The 9864-nt window shown below is 41.6% G+C and carries 5 protein-coding genes and 1 CRISPR repeat array; of the genes, 3 read left to right on the forward strand and 2 right to left on the reverse strand.

Annotated features, from left to right (window positions below):
- The first annotated feature begins 120 nt into the window (after window positions 1–120).
- Genes cas9 through cas2 form a run of 3 tightly spaced genes read left to right on the forward strand, consistent with a single transcriptional unit; the run spans window position 121 to window position 5877 of the window.
- Entirely contained in the window at window positions 121–4605 is a 4485-nt protein-coding gene (gene cas9 / locus RWY97_RS07625; RefSeq protein ID WP_315566451.1) for a type II CRISPR RNA-guided endonuclease Cas9, read from the forward strand.
- Between the two features lie 4 nt (window positions 4606–4609).
- Complete coding sequence (gene cas1, locus RWY97_RS07630; RefSeq protein ID WP_314078711.1) at window positions 4610–5545, forward strand: type II CRISPR-associated endonuclease Cas1; 936 nt, start codon at window positions 4610–4612, stop codon at window positions 5543–5545.
- Window positions 5545–5877 (forward strand): CRISPR-associated endonuclease Cas2, encoded by a 333-nt coding sequence (gene cas2 / locus RWY97_RS07635; RefSeq protein WP_024992157.1) that lies wholly within the window; start codon window positions 5545–5547, stop codon window positions 5875–5877. Before cas1 ends, cas2 begins: the two co-directional genes overlap by 1 nt.
- 115 nt (window positions 5878–5992) lie before the next feature.
- Window positions 5993–6576: direct repeats of the CRISPR family, unit length 47 nt; unit sequence ATTGTTGTTTACCCCACAAAGGTACTAATTTTTTAGCTAATCACAAC.
- A 94-nt stretch (window positions 6577–6670) separates the two neighbouring features.
- Here cas2 and RWY97_RS07640 read toward each other — a convergent pair.
- A complete protein-coding gene (locus tag RWY97_RS07640) occupies window positions 6671–7675 on the reverse strand; it encodes a zinc ribbon domain-containing protein (RefSeq protein ID WP_315566453.1) in 1005 nt (334 codons plus the stop codon).
- Complete coding sequence (locus RWY97_RS07645; RefSeq protein ID WP_315566455.1) at window positions 7662–9554, reverse strand: peptidase U32 family protein; 1893 nt, start codon at window positions 9552–9554, stop codon at window positions 7662–7664. The genes RWY97_RS07640 and RWY97_RS07645 overlap by 14 nt, the downstream gene beginning before the upstream one ends.
- Between the last annotated feature and the right edge of the window lie 310 nt (window positions 9555–9864).

The following is a 9864-nucleotide window of genomic DNA, read 5'->3' on the forward strand; positions in this document are numbered from 1 at the left end:
TAATCCTTATTGTGATTAGCTAAAAAACGGTACAAAGAAAACAAATTATTTTGATTCTTGCAAATATTTTAGATAAAATTTTACTATATTTGCAGCATCACATCGAAAAATCAGACAATTATGAAAAATATCTTGGGGTTAGATCTGGGAACCAATAGTATCGGCTGGGCGCTGATCGACAATGAATCGCATAGAATAATCAAATCAGGCAGTCGTATCATACCGATGGATGCCGCGACAATGGGCGACTATGAAAAAGGAAACTTGAAATCGGCAGCTTCGGAACGAACATCTTTCCGAGGAATGCGAAGACTCTATGAGCGGGCCAAGCTCAGGCGGGAGCGATTGCTAAGGGTATTGAATATTCTCGGCTTTCTGCCCGAAGAGTTTCGTCGGCAAATTGATTTCGAGCATCATCCCGGCCAATTCATAGACGGGAAAGAACCCCTAATTGCCTATCACCACGATGAAAACGGACAGAGAGTGTTCTCATATATGTCTGCTTTCGAGGAAATGTTGACAGACTTCCGGGCAACCCAACCGGAACTTGTCAGAGATGGGCGGCGCGTACCTTATGACTGGACGATTTACTATCTGCGCCATAAGGCATTGACGCAACCTGTTACCAAAGAGGAATTAGCGTGGATAATACTGAACTTCAATACCAAACGTGGTTACTATCAACTGCGTAGTGAGAGTGAAGAAGTTACCACCAATAAGAACGAGGAATATGCAGAATTGGAAGTAGTGAGCGTAGAAAAGACCGGTGAAGATAAGAAACGAGCCGGCTACTACTGGTATACAATCACTTATGACAACGAAGCTGAACAGAAGATAACAAGCACAATACCTCCAAGACAGATAGGAGATAAGGTAGAACTGATTGTCACCACAGCCCGGGATAAGGCAGGAGAGACTAAGAAAAGCGTTCGTTCACCGAAAGAAGATGACTGGACACTGATGAAAAAACGTACAGAACACAATATTGAAGAGGAAGAATGTACAGTCGGTTCATACATTTATCAGCATATTTTAGCTGATCCCACGGTGAAAGTACGTGGAAAATTAGTACATACAATCGAACGAAAGTTCTATAAAAAAGAACTGAAACAGATATTGAATAAACAGAAAGAGTTTATTCCCGAATTGCAGGATACCAGTTTGTACGAGGCGTGTATCAAGGAATTATACCGTAATAACGAGGCTCATATTCAGTCTATTGCCAATAAGGATTTTACAGATTTGTTTGTCAATGATATCATTTTCTACCAACGTCCGTTGAAAAGCAAAAAGAGTACCATCAGTAATTGCCCGTATGAAAGTTATTATTATAAAAACAAAGAGACAGGCGAGCTTATCCGTAAACCCATTAAATGTATTGCAAAATCTAATCCTTTATATCAGGAATTCAGGTTATGGCAGTTCGTACATAACCTTCGTATCTATAAGAAGAGTGAAGAAGTAAGCGGAAGATTACAGACGGACGTAGACGTGACAGATAGATTTCTGACCACTCCCGATGATTATGCCAAACTCTTTTCTTGGCTGAATGACCGCAAGAAAATAAAGCAAAAAGAATTATTGAGATATGAAGCCTTCGGACTTTCCAAGTCTTATGGCGATTACCGATGGAACTTCGTAGAAGACAAACCATATCCCTGCAATGAAACATTGTATGAAATCAACCGGCGAATGAAAAGTATTCTTTCAGACAAAAAACTTTCATCGGAGGCCTATCAGCAGCTGTGGCACATTCTTTATTCAATAGACGATCCTATTGAAATACGAAAAGCCCTCACTTCATTTGCACAAAATCAGAAAATAAACAGTGATGATTTTGTGAATGCCTTCTATCAATATGTACCCGAAAAAACCAAGAGTTACGGAGCATATTCAGAAAAAGCAATTAAGAAACTGCTGCCGTTGATGCGTAGAGGAAGTTATTGGGCAATCGGGAATATCGATGAAAAGACTCGTCGACGACTTGATAATATTATCAATGGAGTTGCAGATGACAGCATTTCCACTTGTACTCGCGAAAAGCTGAACAATCTAACGGATATCACGATGTGCCAAGGTATGCCACTTTGGCAAGCCTGTTACGCCGTCTATGATCGCCACTCGGAAGCTGCGGACACAACAAAATGGGAACAACCGGATGACATCGATACTTATCTTAGCACAGAGTTGAAACAGCATTCGTTGCGTAACCCTATCGTAGAGACTGTCATCAGCGAGACATTACGTGTGGTGAGAGATATTTGGAAGACCTACGGTAGACCGGAAGAGATACACGTTGAATTGGGACGAAACTTGAAGCAAGATGCCAAAAGTCGTAAGCAAGATGCAATACGTATGGCAGAAAACGAGCAGACGAACCTCAGAATACGCGCTTTGTTACAAGAACTTTCCAATCCCGAATGTGGTGTTGAAAACGTCAGACCACATTCTCCAAGCCAGATGGAACTCTTGAAAATTTATGAAAATGAAGTTTTACAGAGTACCGATGACATTCCGGAAGAGATCAGTAATATCATCAAGGATTTAGGAAAAACGGATCCCAAGAAACGTCCAAGCTTATCGGATATTACTAAATATCGTTTATGGCTTGAACAGAAATACCAATCACCCTATACAGGACATATTATTCCACTGTCCAAACTATTTACTCCTGCTTATCAAATCGAGCACGTAATACCGCAATCACGCTATTTCGACGACTCAATCAGCAACAAAGTGATTTGTGAAGCCGAAGTAAATAAGGAGAAAGATCGTATGTTGGGATATGAGTTCATTATAAATAAGGGCGGCAGTATTGTCAAAGGAAGTTTCGGGCAAGAGTTCAAAATCTTTGATAAAGTGCAATACGAAGACTTTGTCAAACAACGTTATGCTCATAATAAGACTAAAATGAAAAAACTGTTGATGGACGATATCCCTGACGGATTCATCCAAAGACAATTGAATGACAGTCGATATATGAGCAAGAAAATTATCAGTATCTTGTCTAATATCGTAAGGGAAGACGGTGAAAAAGAGGCAACTTCAAAGCATATCATCGTGACGTCGGGTGCCATCACCGACAGGCTGAAAAAAGAATGGGGCATAAAAGATGTATGGAACGACATCATTGCGCCACGTTTCAAACGGCTGAATAAACTCACGGACAGCAATAATTACGGAATGGAAACAGAGAAAGAAGGAAGGCAATATTTTCAAATCAACGTTCCGACAGAACTTTCTACGGGACTCATTAAAAAGCGTATCGACCACCGTCATCACGCAATGGATGCCATCATTATTGCCTGCACTACGCGCAATCACGTGAACTTTCTCAACAACAGTACCGCCGCATCTGATCGGAAAGACATCAGGCGTGATCTTCAACATACTCTATGCACTAAGACCAAAACAGATAGTAACGGCAATTATGTATGGAGATTCAATAAACCTTGGGATACCTTTACGCAAGACACACGCCAAGAGCTGGAGGGAATCATTGTCAGTTTCAAACAAAATCTACGTATTATTAATAAGATGTCCAACTATTATCAACACTATGTCGATGGCAGAAAGACAATCAGCCGACAAAATAAAGGCGACGGTTGGGCTATACGTAAGTCACTGCATAAGGCAACTATATCGGGAAAAGTTAATCTGAAAAGAAGTAAAACGGTTGGTTTTAAAGAAGCACTGAATGATTGGTCAGCCATCAAAGACAAAACATCGAAAGCTATTTTGCAGAAGATTATTGCTCAATATAAAAACTACGATCCTAAAACCATATTTAAATATTTCAAGGATCGCAACTTTAAAGTAGAGGGTAAAGATTTTAGTAAGCTTGAAGTTTACTATAATACATCAGATAAAGAGCCGATGTCTGCACACCGTGTCAATATAGATACCACTTTTGATGAGAAAGAAATACGCTCTATTACGGATACGGGAATACAAAAAATAATGCTGAAACACCTCCATACTTACGATGATGCGCAAGGGAAAACTCATCCGGAGGCAGCTTTTTCACCCGAAGGAATTGAGAAGATGAATCAAAATATCCGAACGCTGAACGGTGGCAAGGATCATAAACCCATTTTCAAAGTAAGAAAAGCAGAGACTTTGGGGATGAAGTTTGCTGTGGGTGAACGTGGACATAAAGATAAGAAATGGGTTGAAGCGGATAAAGGTACGAACCTCTTCTTTGCTATTTATGAAAGTGAAGAAAACAAACGATCTTATAGCTCCATCCCTTTAAATGAGGCAATTGACAGATTGAAGCGAGGAGAAAACATAGCTGATGAACGAGACCAGAATGGAAATAAATTGCTATTCGTTCTCTCACCTATGGATTTAGTATATGTACCGGATCCCGATGATGCCCATATCGATGAGGTGAAAGGAAATAACAATATATTTAAAATGGTATCGTGCACAGGAACAGAATGCTATTTTGTTCCAGAAACTTATGCGAATGTCATCTGCAAAGGAAAAGAGTTAGGATCTTTGAACAAAGTAGAATCTTACGACGGAATTAACATCAAAAAGAGTTGTTACAAAATAACAGTGGATAGATTGGGGAAAGTGAGAAAGATATTTAAAGGTTAGGCATATGATAAAGAAAACATTATACTTTGGCAATCCTGCCTATCTGTCGCTCAAAAATAAACAACTCGTTATCAAGATACCGGAAATTGAACGGAATAAAGAGTTGCCTGAAATAATACGTAAAGAGTCTGTCAGGACTATTCCGATAGAGGATATCGGAGTCGTCGTATTGGATCATAAGGAGATAACAATTACTCAATCGGTAATTGCAGCATTACTCGATAACACAGTAGCTTTTATCACTTGCAATGATAAACGTATGCCGACAGGAATGCTCTTACCATTGCAAGGGAATACGATACAAAACGAGCGATTCAGAAATCAACTCAACGCCTCTTTACCATTGAAAAAACAACTATGGCAACAAACAATCAAAGCGAAAATCGAAAACCAAGCATTTGTGCTCCATCGCAACACAGGGCGCTCTATCGCTAATATGATGAAAATGGCAAAAGACGTACGCAGTGGTGATCCCGATAATTACGAAGCACAGGCAGCTGCATATTATTGGAAAAACATATTTAAGAATCAACCGAATTTCGTGCGTGCCCAGGAAGGAGAAGCACCAAACAACCTCCTGAATTATGGTTATGCAATTCTTAGAGCCATAGTGGCCAGAGCTTTGGTAATAAGCGGTTTACTCCCTGTGGCAGGAATCCATCACCACAACCGCTACAACGACTATTGTCTTGCTGATGATATAATGGAACCATATCGCCCTTTCGTAGATCAATTGATCATTGAAATAATGAAAAATCAGGATATTCCCGAGACTTTAACCATTGACTTGAAACAACAAATGTTGTCTATCCCTGTACTTGATGTCAGGATTTCAGGAAAACGAAGTCCTTTGATGATTGCTGTATCTCAAACGACAGCAGGATTGGCAAAATGTTTTAATGGAGAATCAAGAAAGATTGCTTATCCTGAAATAGAATGATCGACAGATTCAATGAATACAGAGTTATGTGGGTGCTCGTCTTTTATGATCTTCCTACCGAAACGAAAAAAGAGCGCAAAATGGCAGCGAAATTTCGTAAAGATATAATGGGGGACGGCTTCTCAATGTTCCAATTCTCCATCTATGTACGCCATTGTGCCAGTATGGATAACGCTCAAGTACATATCAAAAGGATACAATCAATCCTACCAGAGGCAGGGAATGTCGGTATTATGTGCATCACTGACAAGCAATTTGCAGATATTAAGATCTTCTTTTGCAAGAAAGAAAAAAGACCGAATGCACCTGGTCAGCAACTTGAATTATTCTAAAAACAGAATGTGGAAATTCAATTTATTATAGAATCTCCACATTCCAATACAACAATTTTTTCTTTCTGTAAAATCAACAATAAGTCCTTATCCCACAGTATATTATACAAACTATATTGTTGTTTACCCCACAAAGGTACTAATTTTTTAGCTAATCACAACCATAAGGCTTATCATAAAATGCGGTATGTAATTGTTGTTTACCCCACAAAGGTACTAATTTTTTAGCTAATCACAACGGTTTATGAGAAATACATTTATTCCTACTGATTGTTGTTTACCCCACAAAGGTACTAATTTTTTAGCTAATCACAACGCTTGCTTGCTTATCAGCGTATTTATAATATTGTTGTTTACCCCACAAAGGTACTAATTTTTTAGCTAATCACAACAACAATTAAATACGAGTTGTGTTAATGATTATTGTTGTTTACCCCACAAAGGTACTAATTTTTTAGCTAATCACAACGTTATTCTAATTCTACTAAACGATTATATCATTGTTGTTTACCCCACAAAGGTACTAATTTTTTAGCTAATCACAACCTGCTTGGGTTTCTCCTCGTAGATTTTTTGATTGTTGTTTACCCCACAAAGGTACTAATTTTTTAGCTAATCACAACAATTTGATTCTATAAGTCATAATAAGTGTATTGTTGTTTACCCCACAAAGGTACTAATTTTTTAGCTAATCACAACAGGTGGAGAAACCACAAGTAACCGACAATCAAAGATGAGATGTATTGATGGGAGCTTTAAAGAAGGATTTCGATAATCACTTCACGCTGAACAGCTATCTGTTGATGGCTCCGCAGCGCGGACAACGGCCCTTGTGGCGGAGCTTGGCACCACAGTTTCCGCAGAGATAATAGGCTCGGTTGTGCGTGAAATAACAACGGAGGGCAAAGACGAAATAGGCGATGAGTATCAGATAGCCGACATAATATAAAGTGGTGAGACTGAAGACAATGTAGGCAACAGCACAAACGGCGGCTAAACCGCAGAGGTACATCACTGCGAAGCGAAACGGAAGCTGATGGCGCACATCGTCGACTACGGCCAGAGCTGTGATCAGCATCGCCCACACCGAAGCCAGAAAGATAGCTAAAAGCGGCGGGACAGAGAATGGATTGAGGGTGGGATGGTAATAGAAATGGCGCCATACATCGGGGGCAAAGAGTTGAATGCTGGCATAGAATGTGGCAGACGATGCCACAATGAGGACCAAGAGAGTGGGATAAAACGAATCGATGTCGCGAAAATGGACGATGGGCGCCCGTCGACTCTGCAATTTCCGAAGGAGATAAACTATGCCGATGAGAGTAATGATGACCAAGAAAATGAGCGTATGGATGTCTGAAAAGGTCGAGATGAACTGCGAAATGGGATCATCGGGTACCACCTTGGGCAGCAGACTCGACTCGTGTATCCAACCAAAAGTGGACTGATCGCGGGCTACTTGCACCCAAACCGAGTCTACGGGGTCGTCGGACAACATTCTGATGTCGGCCACAACGAGATGTTCGTGCTTATAAACGGCAAACGAATCGGCAGACAAATGGTTGATGATTTCTTCAGGTTGCTGGCGGAAAAGCACCAAAGAATCGGCTTTGACCACGAAGTTGTAATTGTTAGTGTAATGGTGGGTGGAAGAGAATGACAGCGAGTCGAGTTGATATTCGCTGTAATGGGTGGTTGCATCGTGGCTTTGGGGACGTTGATGATAGCACGATGACAAGCTCGTCAGCAGCAAGACGAGCGTGAGGAGATGCAGAAAGTGGGGCTTAAGACTCGGCATAGATGTTCATTTGGCATTCTTTACAGTTAAATTCTAAACGGAATCGACGGCTGTCTGTCAGCTGCAAATAGAGAGGTTCACGCCAAGCCGGATGCTTCCCGCCGTGCTTTGTACAGGCGCCTAACGAGTATTTCAGGCAGTGACGGCACTGCATTATTAAGGGTTCTGTGGAATTTGAGGCGGCTTTAACGGCCGGTATCTCGAATGCCTGATCGATAGCGGTAAGACCGTGGTTTTCATAAAAGGCGCGTGAGACGGTGTTGGCGCTATTGAACAAGTAGGAATGCGAACGGTATTCGGGCTGCCAATAACGTGCCGTTGTATTCTTGGGGGCAATCGGCAGGCATTTCGGAGCAGTACGGGAACTGATTTCGATGCCCTCGATGGCTGTACGCCTGAGTTCGGCCAACAGACTACTCGGGATGAAAAAGCGGTCGGCTTCGTTCTCGATCGTCACCTCGGCGCATTCGTAAGGCGTGTTGCCGAGTTTGGAAAGCTGGCGAACGATATTGTCGTATTGCGGTTTCTGTGCCGCATCTGCCGCAAATGGCAGAACGGATTGGCCGATTTTGACATCGAATCCTTCGACTTGTGGAATAATGCGCAACGAGAATCCGTTGGCAGAATGGCCGAGAATCATCTTCACGGGAATCTTTCTGACAGCGGTTTGATGAGCTAAAACGGTTTCAAAGGCGTGATCATTATTTCTGTAAAGTGCTGTCCCGGGGTGCAGATCAGTAGGCATTTTGAGCGGAAACAAGCGATTTCCCTCAACGCGATTGACACGGAATCCTTGTAATTCTCGCTCGTGATTGATGAAGCAAAGGCCGTCTCCATTAGCAAAAGTTGCTGTTCCTGCTACATTGAATGAATTGCTTCTTATCTCCTTTACCTTACCGACATACTCGCCGATGGCTTTGGGCGTGTCGAAAGAGGCAATAGCTGCGTGTCGACCATTGATAAAATAGGGAGTGAAACCGCGGTTAAATGTCTTGTTCAAGTTGGGTGTAAAAGTATAAGAAACACGGCCGACCGAAGCGCGACGATAGCGAGAAGGATGCGCAGCAACGAGTCGGTCGAGTCGTTGGCTATATGCCGCCACCACGTTTTTCACATAGTTTATGTCTTTCAGTCGGCCCTCGATTTTGAACGAAGAGGCACCGGCAGCGGCCAAAGTTTCGAGGTTATTGATCTGGCACATATCTTTCAATGACAGCAGGTGGCGCTGATATTCGATCGTTTGACCGGCGGCATCTTTGAGATCAAACTTCATTCGACAAAATTGTGCACACTCGCCACGATTGGCACTGCGACCGAAACAATGCTGAGAGGCATAACATACGCCCGAGTAACACACGCAAAGAGCCCCGTGAACAAAGACTTCAAGCTCTATATCAGGTACAGCACGCCGGATATCGGCTATCTCTTCAGCCGACAATTCACGCGCTAAGACCGCACGTTCGACTCCTAACGACTGCAACCACGCTACCTTTTCAGGCGTTCGGTTATCTGTTTGTGTAGAGGCGTGTAAGGCCGGAAGTTTTATCTCGGGATATTTTTCGGTTAATTCGAAATACAATTTCACAATGCCCATATCCTGAACAAGTACAGCATCTACATCTATCGCAGCAAGATCAAGAAGTAATCGTTTAATCTTCGGAAGCTCATCTTCATAAATAATCGTATTGATCGTGACATAGACTTTGGCTGCAAATCGATGGGCATACGTGCAAAGCTGACGGATATCGTCGATGCTATTCCCTGCCGAAGCTCTTGCTCCGAAGCGTTGTGCTCCGATATAAACGGCATCTGCTCCGTGGTCGATGGCAGCTAATCCGCATTCTATATTCTTGGCGGGTGCGAGGAGTTCTAATGTCATCGTTAACGAAATTAAGAGATTAAGAAATTAAACATATAGTTACTTCTTTGGGAAACGACATTCTCTATCCTTTTTCTCTATACAAATCTGTGCAAAGATACGAAAAAACACTCCTATTGTCACATTTTCTCTTTATTTTCTTGTCGAAACAAAATAATATTCTTACCTTTGCTACTATCTTTTACTTTCCTAAATTAGGAGAGTAATATCTGAGCAAGAGAGAATGGTAATAACAAATAACATAAGCAATAACAATACAATGCAAAGAGACTTTGATTCCTCTTTACTTTTTAACGCTTTATATTTGTCT

The sequence above is a fragment of the Hoylesella pleuritidis genome, assembly GCF_963541955.1.
GTDB classification, from domain to species: Bacteria; Bacteroidota; Bacteroidia; order Bacteroidales; family Bacteroidaceae; genus Prevotella; species Prevotella pleuritidis.

What these genes read in the sequence shown, in the direction of transcription:
- cas9 (WP_315566451.1), top strand. Translation starts at nt 121, where the DNA reads ATGAAAAATATCTTGGGGTTAGATCTGGGAACCAATAGTATCGGCTGG.
- cas1 (WP_314078711.1), top strand. Translation starts at nt 4,610, where the DNA reads ATGATAAAGAAAACATTATACTTTGGCAATCCTGCCTATCTGTCGCTC.
- RWY97_RS07640 (WP_315566453.1), bottom strand. Translation starts at nt 7,675, where the DNA reads ATGCCGAGTCTTAAGCCCCACTTTCTGCATCTCCTCACGCTCGTCTTG.
- RWY97_RS07645 (WP_315566455.1), bottom strand. Translation starts at nt 9,554, where the DNA reads ATGACATTAGAACTCCTCGCACCCGCCAAGAATATAGAATGCGGATTA.